This is a genomic window from Chryseobacterium sp. Tr-659 (assembly GCF_011752975.1).
GTDB lineage: Bacteria > Bacteroidota > Bacteroidia > Flavobacteriales > Weeksellaceae > Chryseobacterium.
This window is the reverse complement of the sequence record NZ_VWWP01000006.1, coordinates 151,591-168,541: the sequence shown is the minus strand read 5'-3', so window position 1 is coordinate 168,541 and position 16,951 is coordinate 151,591. Positions and strand designations below refer to the sequence as shown.

At 36.1% G+C, this 16,951-nt stretch carries 14 protein-coding genes; 10 read left to right on the top strand and 4 right to left on the bottom strand.

Going from position 1 to position 16,951, the window contains the following annotated elements; translation table 11 throughout:
• Window positions 1–500: 500 nt before the first annotated feature.
• The 5 genes from F3J23_RS14310 to F3J23_RS14290 all read left to right on the top strand — a co-directional run bounded on the left by F3J23_RS14310 (window position 501) and on the right by F3J23_RS14290 (window position 8,636).
• Window positions 501–3,455, top strand: coding sequence for a SusC/RagA family TonB-linked outer membrane protein (locus F3J23_RS14310; RefSeq protein WP_167030280.1), 2,955 nt, complete (start codon window positions 501–503; stop codon window positions 3,453–3,455).
• Window positions 3,456–3,462: 7 nt separating this feature from the next.
• Window positions 3,463–4,926 (top strand): RagB/SusD family nutrient uptake outer membrane protein, encoded by a 1,464-nt coding sequence (locus tag F3J23_RS14305; protein ID WP_167030277.1) that lies wholly within the window; start codon window positions 3,463–3,465, stop codon window positions 4,924–4,926.
• Window positions 4,927–5,408: 482 nt separating this feature from the next.
• Window positions 5,409–6,863, top strand: coding sequence for a hypothetical protein (locus F3J23_RS14300; protein WP_167030274.1), 1,455 nt, complete (start codon window positions 5,409–5,411; stop codon window positions 6,861–6,863).
• A gap of 49 nt (window positions 6,864–6,912) precedes the next feature.
• Window positions 6,913–7,452 (top strand): hypothetical protein, encoded by a 540-nt coding sequence (locus F3J23_RS14295; RefSeq protein WP_167030271.1) that lies wholly within the window; start codon window positions 6,913–6,915, stop codon window positions 7,450–7,452.
• A gap of 149 nt (window positions 7,453–7,601) precedes the next feature.
• Complete coding sequence (locus tag F3J23_RS14290; RefSeq protein ID WP_167030268.1) at window positions 7,602–8,636, top strand: serine hydrolase domain-containing protein; 1,035 nt, start codon at window positions 7,602–7,604, stop codon at window positions 8,634–8,636.
• Between the two features lie 74 nt (window positions 8,637–8,710).
• On the opposite strand, the gene F3J23_RS14285 is transcribed toward F3J23_RS14290, so the two are convergent.
• A complete protein-coding gene (locus tag F3J23_RS14285; protein WP_167030265.1) occupies window positions 8,711–9,820 on the bottom strand; it encodes an acyltransferase family protein in 1,110 nt (369 codons plus the stop codon).
• A gap of 184 nt (window positions 9,821–10,004) precedes the next feature.
• Between F3J23_RS14285 and F3J23_RS14280 the strand changes: the two genes are divergently transcribed.
• From F3J23_RS14280 to F3J23_RS14260, 5 genes are all read left to right on the top strand, one after another.
• Window positions 10,005–11,069: a sensor histidine kinase gene (locus tag F3J23_RS14280; RefSeq protein ID WP_167030262.1), complete on the top strand. Its 1,065-nt coding sequence runs from the start codon at window positions 10,005–10,007 to the stop codon at window positions 11,067–11,069.
• Complete coding sequence (locus F3J23_RS14275) at window positions 11,062–11,757, top strand: LytR/AlgR family response regulator transcription factor (protein WP_167030259.1); 696 nt, start codon at window positions 11,062–11,064, stop codon at window positions 11,755–11,757. The genes F3J23_RS14280 and F3J23_RS14275 overlap by 8 nt, the downstream gene beginning before the upstream one ends.
• 384 nt (window positions 11,758–12,141) lie before the next feature.
• On the top strand, window positions 12,142–12,699 hold the full coding sequence (locus F3J23_RS14270; RefSeq protein ID WP_167030256.1) for a hypothetical protein: 558 nt from the start codon (window positions 12,142–12,144) through the stop codon (window positions 12,697–12,699).
• Window positions 12,700–12,779: 80 nt separating this feature from the next.
• A complete protein-coding gene (locus tag F3J23_RS14265) occupies window positions 12,780–13,487 on the top strand; it encodes an ABC transporter ATP-binding protein (protein WP_167030253.1) in 708 nt (235 codons plus the stop codon).
• A 182-nt stretch (window positions 13,488–13,669) separates the two neighbouring features.
• The gene (locus F3J23_RS14260; protein WP_167030251.1) at window positions 13,670–14,110 is read left to right on the top strand and encodes a hypothetical protein; all 441 of its coding nucleotides are present in this window, start codon (window positions 13,670–13,672) and stop codon (window positions 14,108–14,110) included.
• Between the two features lie 112 nt (window positions 14,111–14,222).
• On the opposite strand, the gene F3J23_RS14255 is transcribed toward F3J23_RS14260, so the two are convergent.
• From F3J23_RS14255 to F3J23_RS14245, 3 genes are all read right to left on the bottom strand, one after another.
• Window positions 14,223–15,023, bottom strand: a complete 801-nt coding sequence (locus tag F3J23_RS14255) for a patatin-like phospholipase family protein (protein ID WP_167030248.1) — start codon at window positions 15,021–15,023, stop codon at window positions 14,223–14,225.
• Between the two features lie 501 nt (window positions 15,024–15,524).
• Entirely contained in the window at window positions 15,525–16,163 is a 639-nt protein-coding gene (locus F3J23_RS14250; protein ID WP_167030245.1) for a hypothetical protein, read from the bottom strand.
• On the bottom strand, window positions 16,160–16,879 hold the full coding sequence (locus F3J23_RS14245; protein ID WP_167030242.1) for a hypothetical protein: 720 nt from the start codon (window positions 16,877–16,879) through the stop codon (window positions 16,160–16,162). Before F3J23_RS14245 ends, F3J23_RS14250 begins: the two co-directional genes overlap by 4 nt.
• Between the last annotated feature and the right edge of the window lie 72 nt (window positions 16,880–16,951).

Genomic DNA, 16,951 nt, shown 5'->3' with positions numbered 1-16,951 from the left:
TTAAATCATACAAATCATTAAAAACTAATACATTAAACCAATATCCTACCAAATTAGTAGACTTATATGATTTATTTCATATGCCCTTTTAACTGCGGTTTTCCAATTAATAAATAATTTTGACCCAGTTAAAAAAAACATAAAACTTTATTCTCATGAATAAAAATTACTTTAATTCTTACCTACCAATCATCATGGCTATGTCGCCTGAGCTGCAGTCTGCAAAAGACAAAGGCTTTTCACTGCATACATTTATTTTAAAAGATATGTGCTTTGATATGATGATGTGTAAAATGATGATGCTATAAACTAAAATAGAACCATTACTGTAGGAATTAAAGCCCTATCATACCGACACCGGTTTAATCCAGCACTTCTCCTGTAAATAATACCATTCCATTCTTGAAACCTCCCTGAAAAAGGAGGAAGGAACTTATTTTTCTAAACCGGGAAGATCAGCAGTAATACACACATTTAATTTTAAACCTAAGATTAATATAATGAAAAAAAAACAATGCAAACTTGGTGTATTGGCCCTGCTGTTATTTGCAGAATACGGCTTTGCACAAAGCAAGGACAGTCTTTCTAAAGAAAATGCCATTAAAGAAGTAGTAGTGGTAGCTTTCGGGAAGCAGAAGAAAGAAGAAATCACAGGTTCTGTGCAGTCTTTAAAAGCTAAAGATCTGTCTAATCTTCAAAATGGAAATATCCTGCAGGGAATTGGAGGAAAAGTAGCGGGAGTACAGGTAATCTCATCTGGTCAGCCGGGTTCCCAGCCTGTTATAAGAATGAGAGGTATCGGTTCTATCAACGCTTCCAGTGATCCGCTGATCGTATTGGACGGTATTCCTTATAACGGAAACCTCAACAGTATTGCTGCGGCAGATATTGAAAGTATTTCATTTCTTGAAGATGCCTCATCCAATGCTTTATATGGTTCCAGAGGAGCTAACGGAGTGATTATTGTCAATACAAAAAGAGGAAAAAATAAAGGACTTAGTATTGAAGCAGATGTAAGAACAGGAGTAAACTTCAGATCGGTTGAAGATTATCCGGTTTATACTTCTCCTCAGGATTATTATACGGCTTATTATAACAGAGCGAGAGTCGGGGAAATTGCGAGATTGAAGCAGCCAGGAGCTGTTCCGTCGGGCCCGAGTCCTCATGATGTGGGGATTGCAGCTCTGGGCAAACTCGGATACAATGTTTATAATGTACCTTTTAACCAGCTCATCGGAAAAGACGGTTCATTCAATCCTGATGCTCAGCTGCTTTATCAGGACAACTGGAAAAAGCTGCTTTTTAAACCTGCTTTGAGAAGAGAAGCTACGCTGGGCATTAATGCAAACGGTGAGCAGGTAAAATCTTACACTTCACTGAACTATCTCGATGATAAGGGCTACCTCATTGGTTCCGGCTTTGAAAGATTCGGAATACGATCTAACGTGGACTACTCCATTACTTCAAGACTAAAACTGATTACCGCGTTGTCTTACACGCACAGTAAACAGGATTTTGGAGAATCAGGAGGGTTTTCCAACCCGTTTCAGTTTGCCAGAAATATTGCGCCTTTTTATCCTGTTTTCCTTAGAAATGATAATTATCAAAGGCTTTATGATAATAATGGAAATGCTCTATATGATTATGGAGACGGCCAGGGCCCTAACGGAGCGACAAGGTCATATGCCGTTTTCGAAAATCCTGTAGGAAACCTTCAGAAAGACAAATCCCGGACAACGAATAATATTGCCAACATCAATCTGGGATTAAACTATGAAATCATCAAGGGGCTGGATTTCACTTATAATTTTGGGGCCTATCTTGAAAATATTAAAACCTTACAGTTTGGAAATACAGAGGGAGGAACTTCTTCATCTGTTGGAGGAACCATTTCACAAGGCGCTACCTTTAAATACACATTGAACCATCAGCAATTGCTTACCTATCAGAAAAAACTGGGTAATCATAATTTTAATCTTCTTGTAGGTCATGAATTAAACAAGATCAAAAATGATGGATTTTCAGGAACAAAGCAACAACTCCTGCTGCCCAACTCATTGTCTTTTGATAATGCAGTAAAAATAACAGACCTGTCAGGAAATGGTTATGAATATGCCGTGGAAGGTTATTTTACCCGATTGCTTTATAATTACGATGGGAAATATTTCTTCAATGCCAATATAAGAAGAGACGGTTCTTCAGTCTTTTCTCCGGAAAGCAGATGGGGAAATTTCTATGGATTAGGATTGGCCTGGAATATTGCTAAGGAAGATTTCCTTAAAGATAACTCAGTCATCAATTCTTTAAAACTAAAAGCTTCTTATGGCCAGCAGGGAAATGATAATATTCTTCTGGACAGTTCTACAAGGGATTATTATGCTTATCAGGATATCTACGGAATCAATAATTTCGGAGACGATAAGCCTGTTCTGTCTCTAAAAAAGCAAGGAAATAAAGATTTAAAATGGGAAACTTCCAAAAACCTGAATGCCGGATTTGAAATTTCCCTGTTGAAAAACAGAATTACACTGAATGCTGATTATTTCGAAAGAAAAGTATCAGATATGATCTATACCCTTCCTCTTCCTCCATCTAATGCAGGATCTTATGTGAAGTACGGGAATATCGGAGATATGACCAACAGAGGAGTTCAGGCCAATCTGAATGTTGATATTCTTCGTAATGACCAGGTTCAATGGAGTTTTTATGCCAACGCTACTCATTATAAGAATAAAATTACAAGACTGCCCGCCGAACAAAGAAACACAGGGCTCGTTACAGGTCTTTTTATTCTGACGGAAGGTGGAGACCGCTACACCTATTATCTTAAAAAGTTTGCAGGAGTAAATCCCGAGAACGGTGATGCATTGTGGTACCGAACTTCAATCAATCCAAATACACACCAGGAAGAAACCACAGTAACCAATAATTATAAGGAAGCTACTGATTATAATACCGGAAAATCAGCAATTCCAAAAGTCTATGGTGGGTTCGGAACTGATGTAACCTACAAAAGGTTTAACCTGTCTGTAAATTTTGCCTACCAGTTTGGTGGATACGGTTATGATGATATTTACAGAAGTTTATTTCATTCAGACAGCTACGGATCTAACTATTCAACAGATCTGGATAAGACCTGGACACCGGAAAATCCGAATGCTGCTCTGCCAAGAGTGGATCTTAATGCTACAAATCAAAACGGAAACTCAACCTTGTATCTGATCAAATCGGATTACATCAGCCTTCAGGATGTGACACTCTCCTATCAGCTGCAAGATGGCTTTGCACAACAGGCTGGTTTATCAGGCTTAAAAATCTATCTGACCGGAAACAATCTTTATCTATGGTCTAAGAGAAAAGGTTATGATCCAAGGGCTTCATTAACCGGAGTATCCGATTCATACAGATATTCCTTGCTATCCAGTGTCTCGTTAGGATTTAAATTAAATTTTTAAAGAAAATATGAAAACAATAAAATACTTTATAGCAGCAGCTGCCATTGGTCTTCTTACCTCCAGCTGTGCCAATGATCTCAATACACTGCCGGAAGGAGATATTTCAGGTGAACAGCTGAATAATGATTCCTCAACCCCGGAAAAAATTCTGGGAGGAATCTATCTTGATCTCCGCAGTAACGGAGCCGGAGGTACTACTTCCCATTCTGATTTCGGAATTATGGGAATCAAAGCAGGTGCAGACCTTATGTCTAATGATGTTATCCAGTCTACCAACCAGCACCTGGGAATGTTCTATAATTATGAAGCTACTAATGCGAGTAATCTCGCTTCTGAAATTGTGTGGACCACTTTTTATGCAAGAATATTTGTGATCAATAAGTTATTGGATGATCTTAAGAAAGATTCAAGTACCAAAAACAAAGCCATTGCAGGACAGTTACTCGCTTTGAGGGCATATTCATATTTTTATCTCATCCGTTTCTATGCCAATGATTATAAAGACCACCAGTCTGAACCCGGGATCCCTCTGGTTCTTACAGCTAGTAATCCGAGCCAGGGACTTCCGAGATCAACAGTTTCCGAAGTATATGGCCAGATCAAGAAAGATATTGAAGAATCTGTCAGCCTTCTGGACAGCTATGCACGTCCATCCAGAGCCCAGATCGACCAAAGAGCAGCTAAGGCAATTGCTGCTGAGGTATTTCTGGCCACAGGAGATTACATTAAAGCAGCAAGATATGCGGAAGAAAGTAAACAAGGTGCAGCACTTATGACGGAAAATGAATATACCACGACAGGATTTTCAAACATCAATAATCCTGAGGTAATATGGGGCTTTCATAATACAATTTCCACGATGAGTATTGGTAATTATTATGCTTCCTTCTTCTCAATGTTTGATAATACAAATGAAGGATATGCCGGAGCTGCGCAGATCCGCAAACTGATAGATAAACGTCTTTACGAAGCTATTCCGGAAACGGACTATCGTAAAAAAGTGTTCAATGGAAGCCAAAGCGCCCAGTATACATTTAACGGAAAAACAAAAAATTATCCGGCCTATGTAAGCTGGAAGTTTAAAGATCCGAGCCTTTTTGAAGGTGATTATATCTATATCAGAGCTTCCTCATTATATTATACTGAAGCTGAAGCTCTTGCCAGACAAGGAAGAGAAACCGAAGCCAGACAAGTATTATTTGATATAACCTCGAAAAGAGATAAAGGATATATCTTATCTTCAAAAACCGGTAATGAACTCATCAATGAAATTATCCTGCAAAAAAGGATTGAACTTTGGGGAGAAGGCTACGCATGGTTTGATATGAAACGGCTAGGAACTCCACTGGAAAGAATATATCCGGGAACTAACCATACTTTCGGAAGATTTAACCTCACTCCGGATAAATTCAGATTCCAGATTCCGAATAAAGAAATTAATAATAATCCCCAAATCAAACAGAATGAATAAATAAAATCTAAGCAACACATTCAATTTTAATATTCTGAGTTAAGGCATCGTTCATTTTAAACGGTGCCTTTTCATTGTTTTATAATCCTCAACAAAAAAAACGTGGAACACCTCATTATTATGGGATAATTGCCAAATTTAGTTTCCGGATCTATTTATTAAACACTCACTTCTTTTACCATATTTTCAAGACCATAACGATCAAAAAAAAAGCAAAATTAACTGTATATCAACAAATTAAATATTAAAAAAATATAGGTTTTAAGCTTTTTTTAACTATTTTTGTGATAATAAACTGTTACAATTGAAAAAAAAATTATATAAACACAAACAAAATACATAACATTTCAACCCTCAAAAATTCAAAGATCTTACCCACTACAGGAAGGTGTAAATTCCTTTTTTTAAATTAATTGTTCTATTAAACAAAGCTTTACATAAAAAGCTTGCTTTCATATTATTAAAATTTACATAATATAAAAATGAAAACATCTATTCGAATGACTTCCCAATCATTGAATACAAAGATTTCTGTATTCTTCTCTTTTTTTCTTTTATTTATCGCACAGGTTGGTTTTGGGCAAACAAGAATTGTCGTAAATCCAGGTCTTGAGTTTGGTGTGGCCAACGCTACAGTAAGTATGCTTGATGCTAATTTCGGTTTCGGAGCTACTTTTGATGCGGGCGCAGCAGTTACTTCACCTTGGTATACCTCGCATCCTACACAGACAGGAGCGTGCTCTCCAGGTTTTTCCGGAGATTGTCATCCTATCGAAGTATGGGGAACCGGATTCAATGGTGTACCCGCTGCACAAGGGAGCAATTTTGTAGAGCTGAATGCATTTGTGAGCTCAATGATTTATCAGAATATGTATCTGGCTAATGGCGATGTAATTACATATTCTTTTATGCACAGAGCCAGAACCCGTACTGCGGAGCAGGCAGCAATGGTAATTGAGGATCAGAATCAGGTGAACATAGCAACTGTGAAAACAACTACAGTTCCCTCAAGTACAACAGCCTGGTCTACCAATCAGGGAACCTATACCTTTACAGGAACATCCGGTGTTTACCGTGTAGGTTTCAGAGCTTTGGTGGATGGAGGTAACCCTGGTCTTGGTAACTTCCTGGACGATATCAGAATTTCTCTTAACCCGTTGATTGATTTGAAATTCTCCAACGCCTTGTCTTCCTGTGAAGGTTCAAGTAATGGGAATTTGTTTCTGAGAATCAATGGTGCAGTAACAGGAGTAACTACAGTAGCAGTTCAATTAATAAATCCTGCCAACGGTACTGCATTTATTACGGACAGTGATATCACTTTAACCCCTGTCACGAATTCAAACGGTACACCAACAATATCCCATGTACCCGGAAGCACTATTTATTTAATAACTATACCTCCCGGCAATTATGATGGTGGTGTAATCCCCGGATATTCAAGTCCCAACAATGATGAAGACGGAATTGCCATCAATATAGCCTCTGTAAATGACGGAATTGATGAACCGGATGAAACCTTTAAGTTTGAAATTAAACAACAAGGAACCAATGGTTCTACCAACAATTTTGTTTCAACATCTTCTCCTGTATTTGGGGACACTTATTACCCTACAACGAATGATTATTTTATATTGAGATGTATTTGTTATAATGATGCAAATACCGGAACCGCAGGTGCAGACTCTAAATTTGGAATTACCCTTTTACAGAGAGCAGGAAGCAGTAACGGTAACTGGCCGATGCTCAGAAAATCTGCTCACGCCGTTCTCGAATCAAATACTCAGGGGTTCGTTATTAACAGACTTACAACACTTCAGATCAATGCTATTGTTTCTCCACAGGAAGGAATGATGGTGTATGATACCACAGCCAAATGTTTGAAATTATATGACGGAACTTCATGGAGCTGTTTCAGCACTCCAACCTGCCCGTAATCTGAAATTAAAGCTTTAGAAACATTATCTGAATTTAAAAATTTAAAAAATGAAAAAAATTATATTAACCATCTGCATAGGAACTGCAGCAATGTCAAACGCTCAAATCATTCTGGGAGACGCTGTTGGTACATCACCGGTAAAAACTTCTGTTCTGTTAGAATTTCCTGCCAATCAAAATAAAGGAATTATTTTACCTTATGCCCGTACACTTCCTCTTACTCCGGCAGAAGGAACTATACTTCTGGATTCTGTTGACCCTACAAAAGCACGGGTAAAGTATTATAACGGAACGTGGGTAGATTTAAGTGGTCAGGATGCCAACATCACGAGTGCCATAGCAGCACAGCCTACTGCCTTACAAGCTCCTGAACTGCCAGCTGCAAAAGTAATCATCGGAGCACAGACAAGTACGGCCAATGGCGTTTTGGTTCTGGAGTCTACAACCAAATCTATGGTACTGCCTATTGTAGCCGATGTACAAAATATTCCAAGCCCATCACCGGGAATGATGGTGTATGTAAATAAAGCCGGAGCAAAACGTCTCGCGGTCTTTAATGGCAGTAAATGGTCTTTCTGGAAACCATAAAATATTTTCAATACTTAATACAACATAAAACCACTTCTCTTTGGAAGTGGTTTTATAATGACTCAACATTTTAAATAAAAAAGGATGAAATACATATATTTGGAAACAAGATTTCTTTCAAATAACCATTCATAAAAGAATAGCCAGAAATGACCGGAACAAAACTCTTCATTACCTTTATCCTGACAGCATTATCTGTTGGTATGAAGGCTCAAAAAACAGATATTTATACTCGTAAGATAGACAGCATTATTAATGTTGCTTCTCCATTACAATTCAATGGAGTTGTTCTGGTTTCTCAAAAAGGAAAAGTAAAATACCTGAAATCTAACGGTTACAAGGATTTTGAAAAAAAGATTCCTCTCAAAACGGATGATCAGTTTGAAATCATGTCCAATACCAAGCAGGTAACTGCCGTTTTGATCTTACAAGCCGCTGAACAGAAAAAACTTAATCTGCAGACACCTATCAAAAAATACCTTCCTTCTCTTACGCAAACCTGGGCAGATACAGTTACTATACATCATCTCCTTAATCATACACACGGCATAATTGACCTGGATAAACCGGCTGCTTTCAAGGCCGGGTCACAGTTCAAATACGGAAACCTGTCTTACATGTTATTAGGAGAAATTCTGAAAAATACAACCGGAAAAGATTTTACGGAACTGGCCGATTCCCTTTTCAAAAAACTGAAAATGGAAAAAACATTTATTTACAATACAAAAAACCATCAATCGCTTGTTCCCGGGTACATGAGTGAGAATAATAGGTTTGAAAAAGTAAATGAAACTTTTCTGAATCATGAAATTGCTCCTGCCGCCGGAGTCATTTCAACGGTACTGGACCTTGCCAAATGGAATGAAGCATTGTTTAACGGGCGGCTTCTTTCCCCTGAATTCAAAAAGCAGATGCTTACCCCCTCCACAATGTCCCAACACAATGTTTTCGGAAAAGAAAATATGGGTTTCGGATATAATGTAAGGATCATCAAAGAAGCCGGTCTGGAATATTTTGGAGTTACCGGCCTTGGTGATGGTTTTACCTGTTTGAATGTCTACTTTCCTTCTGCAGACCTCAGCCTTATTGTTCTTGAAAACCAAATGCCAAAAAACAGAGAATACTGGAGCCTGAAAGAAGCTCAAATAAAAAATGCCGTTTTGCAGGCTTTAGCTTCTGAATAGCCTGCATTGATATTCTCCCATTACACATCGTTCAATAAAAATCTGCGAGATAAGTTAGTAAGCAAACCCTATATTTATTTCTTCAATATTTTGGTTTTAATTCTGGAAAGAGGTCTTTCAATCAGAAATCTGTAGAAAATTCCGCCTATAATACAAGCCAGAAGGCATACCAGAAGACTTATATTATCTGAAGATTCAAAATTTAAGTAATCGATACCATTCTGGACCATATGAATAATGCCTTTATGAGAAAGGTAGATCGTATATGATAAAGCCGCCAGCTGTGATGTAATATAAGATTTTGATCCTGAAAGAAAAGAAGATGCAGAAACCGCACTCATCACAATAAAACCAAAACTTACAGCAACCAGCGTAAAACCAAATATGGAAGCATTTTTTGATGCCTGATCATTACAGAACCAGAATGAAATTCCCAATAAGAGTATTCCCAAAAAGAAAAGCCGGTTACCATTATTATGAACTACTTTTTTAAACGATTCCGAATACTGCATTAGATAGCCTGTCAAGACGCCGATTCCCAGCCCGTCCAGCCTTGTATGGGTCGGATAATATATTTTCATATACCATAATTTCCAGAAATCGGCAGAAGAGTTATCGGCAGTTTCAATAAATTCATTCCAGGTCAGCCATCTTAAAATCACAGAAAAGCTTAGGAGCATAATAATGAAAAAAGGCAGAAATTTAAATAACCTCATCGGACTTAAAATCAAAAGCAATAAAGGAAGAATAAGATAAAACTGCTCTTCAATACATAAAGACCATGCATGAGAGAAAGTACCTCTATGGATAACATCCAAACCATAATTCTGAGTAAAGGTGACAAATTTCCATAATGAAGATAAAGCTTCCCTTTCTCTGAAAAAAGGAAATGTAAAGTAGAGAAAAACAGTAAAAAAGTAAGCCGGAAAAATCCTGAAAAACCGTTTTATATAAAATGTTTTAATACTGAATCTCCCATTATTCTCTATTTCTTTGAATAATTGCCCGGAAATCAGAAAACCACTTAGAACAAAAAACAAATCTACCCCAGTCCAGCCAAATCTTCCGATACTGTCAATCCAGCCCGGGTGTTGAAATGCACGATAATGATACATCAGTACCAGTACAATTGCGGCGGCTCTCAGATGATCCAGCCCATACAATCTTTCAGAATGCTCTCTCATTATATTTTTTCCTGCAAATATTGACAGATTTTACATTCGATCTCAATACAGTATGCAGAAAGCAATTGATTCATGATCAACTGTAAAACAGGCTGTCTGCATAAGAAACTGTATTATTCATCATTATTTTAGGGTCTTTCTTAATGCTTTTATTTCCGCAGCTTAAGATTTCATATTTTTGAACATGGTAAAAATAAGGCCGGAATCCCGGATCAGGCAGAATGTATACTTCCAGATATTCTTTTGGACAGCTCTATTTTTATTCGGAACTGCCAGAACATATGGAGAATATGACGGCGGTAATTTCAAAGAACTGGTCATCTACAATTTCTGTCATTGGATTTTTCAGATTATAGGCGCTAACATTATCTTTTATATTCTGATCCGGAATTTCTATGACCGGAAAAAGTATATTGAATTTTCATTGTATACCCTCACTTTTTTGTATGTTATTTCGGTAGTCAACAGGGTTTTTCTTGTTTACATAGCTGAGCCTTTTTTCGTAAATGAACCTAAAGACAGCTTCACAAGCATTTTTACGGATATCAGATATCTTTTATTTCATTATACTTTTCCAATTATCAGCGGAGCATTTATTTTTATTTCGATTATGTTTATTATTCGGTATAAAGATGCAAAAGAGAAAACGATACAACTTCAAAAGGAGAAAACCGAACTGGAACTACAATCACTTAAATCCCAGCTCAATCCTCATTTTCTTTTCAATACATTAAATAATATCTATTCTCTTTCTGTAAATCATTCAGACAAGACTTCCCAATCAATCAGCCAGCTTTCTGATATACTGGATTATATTCTGTACAAAGGACAAAAAAAGTGGGTCTCTGTTTCTGATGAGCTGGCCGTTATTGACGATTATATTGCTTTGGAAAGCCTTCGGTACTCTGAAGAAAGATTAAAAATAAATAAACGGATAGTAGTTGACTCTAATAATATGATTCCGCCGCTATTGTATCTCACTTTGGTAGAAAATGCTTTTAAGCATGGCGCCGGAAAAAATTCGGCTCAGACAGAAATATTATTTGAATTAGAAACCAATTCCCGAGAATCTGTCTTCAAAATTGAAAATAATTATTCCAGTCATCATAAGAATCATGAAAATGGAATAGGATTAGAAAATATAAAAAGACAGCTGCAGCATCACTACCAGGAAAATTTTATATTCCGAATCTCACAGGAAAACAATATTTTTAAAGTTGAAATCATCACCCCTACTTATTATGATTAACTGCATCATTGTGGATGACGAGCCTCTGGCAGCCGCATTACTGGAAAATCATATTTCCAAAATCGATGATCTGAGGCTGGCCGGAAAAGCTGAAAATGCTTTGCAAGCGTATAAAATACTTCAGAGCCAGCCGGTAGATCTGATGTTTCTTGATATCCAGATGCCTGATCTGAATGGAATTGATTTTCTAAAATCCCTATCTCAAAAACCAAAGACTATTTTCACCACCGCTTATAGAGATTTCGCTATCGAAGGGTTTGAGCTGGAAGCTGTGGATTATCTTCTAAAGCCCATCCCTTTTGAACGCTTTTTCAAATCCGTAGAGCGTATTCTGAGGACTCCGGCTGATCTTAAAGAAGATTTTATTCTTATTAAAACAGAAGGGATGCACAGGAAAATTCCACTTTCTGAAATTGTTTTTTTCGAAAGCCAGGGAAATGATATCAAAGTGGTATTAATAACAAAAGACTGTTTTATCTCGAAAAGCAAGATTACCGATTGGGAAAGGGATTTATCAAGGAAAGGGTTTATCAGAATTCACAGGTCTTTTATGATTAATACAAAATTTGTGACGGCTTTTAATAACAGTGAAGTCCTTCTCGGCAGTCATCAGATTCCTGTGGGTAGAAGTTATAAACAGGAATTTGACTCGTTTATATCTGATTTCTCCAAAAACAGACTATTATAACACTGTTTATCAATACCTTACAGTCAAAACCATTCTGTTTTTGTCATTTTAATTCACGAAATCAGTATTTTTTTAACATTTATTTTACATTGGTTCTGATACTTTTATTTATTCCACAATTTTGATCCTGTTTTTCAATGCATTAGGCTATTTTAATTTTTATAATCCTATGATAAGTTTCATATTTGTTAATCTATTCGAAAATCATTAAACAAATGATTAACAATTAATTAAAACAAACAATGCAGTCCATAGTATCAAAGGTATCTCCCTGATAAATATTAAAAAAAAGTATTATTTTTGCTTGAAGGAATAAAATTGCTTTTTAGTTTTTTTATTAGTAAGTTTATGTGCACCAATTTATAAAACATTAAAATTCATTTCATGAGAAAAATAATTCTACTTATTACATGTATGTTCAGTATTTCAGTTTTCTCACAGATTAAAGTGTTGAAAAATGAAAGTTTGGTGGAAATTGGTAAAGATAATTCCGTTGGTCTATATAAAAAGGAAGATAAATTTACAATCAACTACCAGGATCTGAATACCAGCAACCTGAATACAATCCGTTCCTTTTCATTCCAAAACCTGAATGGAGATGTTGCCGGATTATTTAAACTCATCATGGATGGCTTTACATCGGTTCCGGATGAAAATATTGTATTGGAGCTTCCCAATGATATTATTGAGCTTCATTACGAAAAAAACTATGGACAGCAAACTGTACAATTTATCCAGGTGATCAATAAAAATCGTAAATACATTGGTAAATCACAATTTTTAACACAGAAACAGGTGGAAAAGATCTTTGGGAGAACCAATGGAAAATATGCGATGTATGACAAGCCTGCAGCCATCACTCCTAACGGTAAGGGGGCATCTAATACCGCCTCTACGGCAATACCGGCATCAGGCGGGGCTAAGAAAAAATCAAGAAAATAATTATAATGTAAAAATATTGCGAAACTCATTCTATAGGATGAGTTTTTTTATTTTATTTTTGCAGAAAGACATTCAATATTATGCCACTTCAGATAATCAACCTGACCAAAAAATTTGGTGAACAAACTGCCCTTAACAATATCAATATTTCCATTGATAAAAATGAGATTATCGGCCTTCTAGGCCCCAACGGAGCCGGAAAATCGACTCTGATGAAATCTATAGTAGGAGCGCTGAAAATTGATCAGGGTGAAATTATCTTTAACGGTTTAAATATTTCCGGCCACGAGATTGAAAGCAAGAAAAAAATAGGCTTTCTTCCGGAGAATAATCCGCTTTATCTGGAAATGTATGTAAAAGAATACCTGCAGTTTGTTGCCAATATCCATAAAATCCCTGAATCCAGAGTAGATGAGGTGATAGAGCTGGTCGGAATTACTCCGGAAAAATCAAAAAAAATCGGACAGCTTTCTAAAGGCTACAAACAACGTGTAGGATTGGCACAAGCTATTATCCACCAACCGGATTTACTGATTCTGGATGAGCCTACTAATGGTTTGGATCCCAACCAGATTATTGAAATCAGAAATGTGGTGAAGGAGATCGGGCAGCAAAAAACCGTACTGCTTTCTACTCACATCATGCAGGAAGTGGAAGCCCTTTGCTCAAGGGTAATTCTTATTCATCAGGGAAATATCCTTCAGGACTGCCCTATTGATGAGTTTAAAGGAAGATTTGACAGTCTGGAAGAGGCTTTTGCAAGCTATACTGCCATTTCTAATGAATAACATATCCAATCTTTAGGAAATAAAATCTTTATTTTATAACCAATACCGTAGCCTTTCTCTTCCAGAAGGGGTTATGATTGTTATATATTTTAATAACTTCAAGTTTAAATTTTAAAATATTCCGGGAATACTGGCTTCATATTTGATAAGATTTAAAATACTAACCAATAACCACTTATCCTATGATTAAGCATTTTTTATTAGGGACCTTCTGTTTAGTACAGTTTTCTTTTGTGAATGCTAAAGAGCTTCCGAAAAATCCCAAAACAGAGCACAGTACTTCCATAGCTGCTTTGCAAAAAGTACCTAAAACTGTTATTATTAAAACCAAAAAGTTTAAGATAAGAATTGACAAGCAGCCGAATGGCAAATACCTGTATCAATCCTGGAATGCCAATGCAAAAATTACGTCAAAACCGGGTATGATTATCAGTGACGGGGAACTGATTCCTGATGGAACAGGAGGAAATTACTATATCGCTTTTAATAATGAGGGCTACAGCTATCAGATATGGAGAAATTACCTTACTGATTCTGCAAAAAAAGCGCCTTACACATTGGTTGTAAATGATGCAAATAACAATGAGATTGTACGGGAGGACGGGCATGTTGTAAAGAATTAGAATATGCAAAGGCTGAAAGTTGGAAGGTATATATGTATCTACACTTTAAGACCTCAAAATCGGCCTTTCTTTCATATAAAAAAATAGAAATCCTGCGTTACTGCGGGATTTTTTATGAACCGGATTCTCTTAGTTCGGTAAGAAAACGGCTGGATTCATAGCTTTCTCTGGCAGCTTTATATCCGATATTAAAAATCTCTTCAAGACGGTCTTTCCGACGTTCAAAAGTTCCATAGGCTGATAGTTTCTGGGATGAAATAAACCAGTCGCAGTGATCAAACTTTATTCTTTCAATTCTGTAGGAAAGAAGGTCGTAAGAACGAGAAACAATGGCTTTAATTGAATTCAGGTCCTTAATATTTGCTTCATTGGGAGGTGATACGAATACCCCAATCAATTTATCACAGTCTTCTCTGATGATATCTGCGGGAAAGTTGTTCAATACTCCACCGTCACAATACATTTCATCTCCGATAATATAAGGAGTAGTAATTCCCGGAATGGAGCACGAAGCAATAATGGCATCCACAATTTCAAAATTTTCATCAAAGATCTTTTGAGTTCCCGAAACCAGCTCTGTGGCTACAATTTTTACATCTATATCCAGATCTCCTAATTTCATTTCATGGAAAATAGGTTTAAGATAATTTCTGAAGATCACGGAAGAAACCAATCCCGGTTGATTGAAAGTAAAATGTTTCCAGTTGAAAAAGTAGACTGAATTGAAAAATTCCAGGATTTCATCCGGTGATTTTCCGATAGCATGCAGACATCCTACAATAGATCCCGCGCTGCAACAGGAAAGTACATCTACCTCAATTCCTTTTTCTTTCAAGAATTTTAATACTCCTGCATGAGCGATCCCTTTGGTACCGCCGCCTGATAAAACAAGTCCTACTCTCTCGAAATTCATAGAATAAATGTAAGAAAACAGGCTGAGAAAATCAGATTAAATTTAATAAATATGTTAATTTTAAAGTTATTTTAATAAAAATATTTGGCAGTACAAACTTAATTGCTCCCGGGCTACTTGCTATACTTCCCAGCATTCCTGAGATGGCAGCTCCTCCAATTGCTCCTCCTAATACCGCACTCCAATTATTTTGCCAGTCCCAATTTCAGGGATTCCATGAACCGTTGGCCTGTACACCATTCAAATATCCACCCACTAAAGCACCTATTGTCTACATCTAGAACAATCAGTTCGGAATATTTTACATCAGTTAAAGTCCAACTTTTAAGAAACAAGAGGCCGTATCACAACTCGTGAAAACAGCCTTTTTTTTTATGAAATTTTCCTGTACCCTATACGAGAAGGATTTTTGTTTAAGCAATTCTCAACCCGCATCGTTTAGTTATGATACACCTTCTTATTTAAGATATGATTTCAGAGCAAATTCAAAATTAATCTAATTTAATGATGTATATCTTTATCAGAGATTTTTAAAATTAAGCTGTCCTTAATTATAGGTTGTTCTACAAACTTTATATGCTCAAAATTAAGTCTTGAAAACCTTCTCAAATATTCTCCTTCAGGATACTTGCCTTTTAATATTTTATTATAAGGGTAATAATTTTGTTTGAATTTTGAAGAATAATTATGAATTGGAGGAGATTGCCGGATAATTAAATTATATTTTATTTTTATTTTTTGCATCTTTTTTAAATAAAATACAGAATTTCCATCACCTGGTTTCATTTCATTTATTAAAGCAGCCATGTCTCTTTGTGACAAATCAGCATTCATAATACTATCTAATTTCTTTTGATAAAATTTTGAAGATTGATTAGGGTTTATCACTCCATAAACTGTTATCGGAAAAGAGCCTTCCATACCACCTTGGGTAGAAAAATTTTTAAAATTTTCATCTCCAAATTCAAGTGTATTAGGTGCTGGAAAAATAATATCCTGAGAAGTCTTGTTGTCAAATAAAAGAATTAGCTCATTATTATTTTTAATATACTCCAAACTAAAAATATTATTTTTTTCCTGCTTTTGCTTACATGAAAATAAACAAAATATTACTAATAATATTAATGTGAAATCTTTCATTTTAAAGTACTTTTTAAATAATTATCAAAAATTGGTTGTATTCTGGGCTTTAATACATCAAAGCTCTTAAATGTACTTATTTCAGTATTAAATGACTCCATATTCAAGTTAAGTTTTTCCCATCTTCTGTACATTATATATTGTTCTTCCCATCTGGATGTGAAATATTCATGTACACTAACACTTTGATTAACTCCTGTACGTTCTTGTACGTCAAAAAGTCGAGCATTATTTAGTATAGAGTGAAAGATTTCGTGCCCCATTGTTAAATCCAATTGCTCTAAACTTATAAATGCTCCTTTGGGTAAATATATCCTTTGCCAAACGATAACATCCTTGTGAGTAACTATTTCAGTTAACCCCCAAACATTGTTTCCGTTTCCATTAACTATAAGGTCCTTACTACCTCCAAATGAATAACCTTGCCTTCGAATGTAACCACTTAAATCACTTGCTTCATCTACAAAATGCCAACTTCCTCGAATAAATTGATTTTTATAGTGAGCCTTTTCTATTTTTAATACTGTATCACGGCTAAACTCAGCCTTAGTTCCCCCGAGTAATGTATTCTCATCACTGACAAGCATTTCATTGATACTATATTTAATATCAAACATATTTATCGAACTTATTTTGTTCCCAAATAAATTCCCTGTGTAGGATAATCCACCAATAGCTCCTCCCAAGAAATTACCACCATTAAATGCAGAGCTCAATCCTCCGGAGACAATTCCTGGTAAGAAGCTTTTAATAGCTCCTGCATTACTGGCAATATTCCTTAAGGCTCC

Bases quoted from the DNA above. Each gene is read 5' to 3' on its own strand.
- F3J23_RS14310 (WP_167030280.1), top strand. From the start codon at position 501: ATGAAAAAAAAACAATGCAAACTTGGTGTATTGGCCCTGCTGTTATTT.
- F3J23_RS14305 (WP_167030277.1), top strand. From the start codon at position 3,463: ATGAAAACAATAAAATACTTTATAGCAGCAGCTGCCATTGGTCTTCTT.
- F3J23_RS14300 (WP_167030274.1), top strand. From the start codon at position 5,409: ATGAAAACATCTATTCGAATGACTTCCCAATCATTGAATACAAAGATT.
- F3J23_RS14295 (WP_167030271.1), top strand. From the start codon at position 6,913: ATGAAAAAAATTATATTAACCATCTGCATAGGAACTGCAGCAATGTCA.
- F3J23_RS14290 (WP_167030268.1), top strand. From the start codon at position 7,602: ATGACCGGAACAAAACTCTTCATTACCTTTATCCTGACAGCATTATCT.
- F3J23_RS14285 (WP_167030265.1), bottom strand. From the start codon at position 9,820: ATGAGAGAGCATTCTGAAAGATTGTATGGGCTGGATCATCTGAGAGCC.
- F3J23_RS14280 (WP_167030262.1), top strand. From the start codon at position 10,005: ATGGTAAAAATAAGGCCGGAATCCCGGATCAGGCAGAATGTATACTTC.
- F3J23_RS14275 (WP_167030259.1), top strand. From the start codon at position 11,062: ATGATTAACTGCATCATTGTGGATGACGAGCCTCTGGCAGCCGCATTA.
- F3J23_RS14270 (WP_167030256.1), top strand. From the start codon at position 12,142: ATGAGAAAAATAATTCTACTTATTACATGTATGTTCAGTATTTCAGTT.
- F3J23_RS14265 (WP_167030253.1), top strand. From the start codon at position 12,780: ATGCCACTTCAGATAATCAACCTGACCAAAAAATTTGGTGAACAAACT.
- F3J23_RS14260 (WP_167030251.1), top strand. From the start codon at position 13,670: ATGATTAAGCATTTTTTATTAGGGACCTTCTGTTTAGTACAGTTTTCT.
- F3J23_RS14255 (WP_167030248.1), bottom strand. From the start codon at position 15,023: ATGAATTTCGAGAGAGTAGGACTTGTTTTATCAGGCGGCGGTACCAAA.
- F3J23_RS14250 (WP_167030245.1), bottom strand. From the start codon at position 16,163: ATGAAAGATTTCACATTAATATTATTAGTAATATTTTGTTTATTTTCA.